At 41.1% G+C, this 1,209-nt stretch carries 1 protein-coding gene; it reads right to left on the bottom strand.

Annotation, left to right across the window (positions count from 1 at the left end; all coding sequences use genetic code 11):
• Window positions 1–30: 30 nt before the first annotated feature.
• The gene (locus ACYVD3_RS23625) at window positions 31–1,152 is read right to left on the bottom strand and encodes an ISAs1 family transposase (protein ID WP_460644962.1); all 1,122 of its coding nucleotides are present in this window, start codon (window positions 1,150–1,152) and stop codon (window positions 31–33) included.
• Between the last annotated feature and the right edge of the window lie 57 nt (window positions 1,153–1,209).

The raw sequence follows: 1,209 nt of genomic DNA, 5'->3' as shown, positions 1-1,209 counted from the left end.
TTTCTATCCTTCAAAAAATTATTCTTGTTTTTAAAAATCCAGCACCTCTTCTAAATATTGCATTGGTCGAAGGCTTATCACAAACCGTTTCTTCTTCATGGAAAGATTGGGGCGAGTCAAATCTATCATTTTCAGTATACTCAGACTCCATTTTCGAATTATATTCTGATTTTGGGCTGCCTGCTTATCTATCGTTGCATTCGCATCTTCCCGAAATGTTACATCCAAATGCCAGTGCATACTTTCTATACTCCAATGTCCCCTTACTGCCCGTTTGAATATCTCCGGCTCCGCTTTTAGGCTGCTTATATAATAACGACATTCTTTTTTCTCTCCTGCTTCTCCACGGATGGTTTTTTCCTCCATTCCAATACTTTTGAGCCCTCTCCACGCTTTCTTTTGTTCCAGCCAGTGGATTGATTCTGTCTGATAATACTCTCGTATTTCTAACTCCCCATGGGCTTTTTCTACCGTACGGACATAGTTCCCCTCTTTACGTATTTTCTCCCTTTCCTCTGAATCGCTAAAATACAGACTCACTTCCTCATAGAATGTCCCCTGATTTTTCTTTAATGCCAGCACATACTCTGCACGTTTTCCACGTATCTTTTCCGCGATCGCTGTCTGAGTTCCCATTGCATCTATGGTAATGATCTGCCCTTTTATCTGGATTTTTTCCAGTAGTTCCGGGATTGCCGTGATCTCATTGCTCTTTTCAGACACTGCTTTTTGTCCAAGGCAGAAACCATCTTCCTTGCTCCATGCGGATACGATATGGGATGGTTTCTTTTCCTTTTGTTTATTTGAACGCATAGTTTTCCCGTCAATGCAGATGATTTTCTTTAAGGCTTCTCCCTCATTTCGGTTCAGCAGCTCCTGCCACCTTTGATATATCTGCTGCAGAAGATCCGATGAGATCATCCCCATGACACGGCAGAGCGTATCATGGGAGGGGATACCGTTTTTTAACTCCACATATTTTCTCAGATATTCTTGATTTTCCCTGGCAAACAGTTCCATTTCTACCCAGTCATCCGCATTGGCCAGCGTAGCAAACAGAACGATCACAAGGATATCTTTTAATTTATGACGCACCTTTCTTTTTTGACGTATGTCGTCCAGGTATTCCATCCACTCCAACAGCTCTTTCATTGACAAATCCCCTTTTTCTTTTATCATACCAGAAAAAATGATTTTGTTCATAAATTA

The organism is Lacrimispora brassicae, assembly GCF_054772055.1.
Note: the sequence above shows the minus strand (reverse complement) of the source record. Positions and strands in the feature narration are given on the sequence as shown.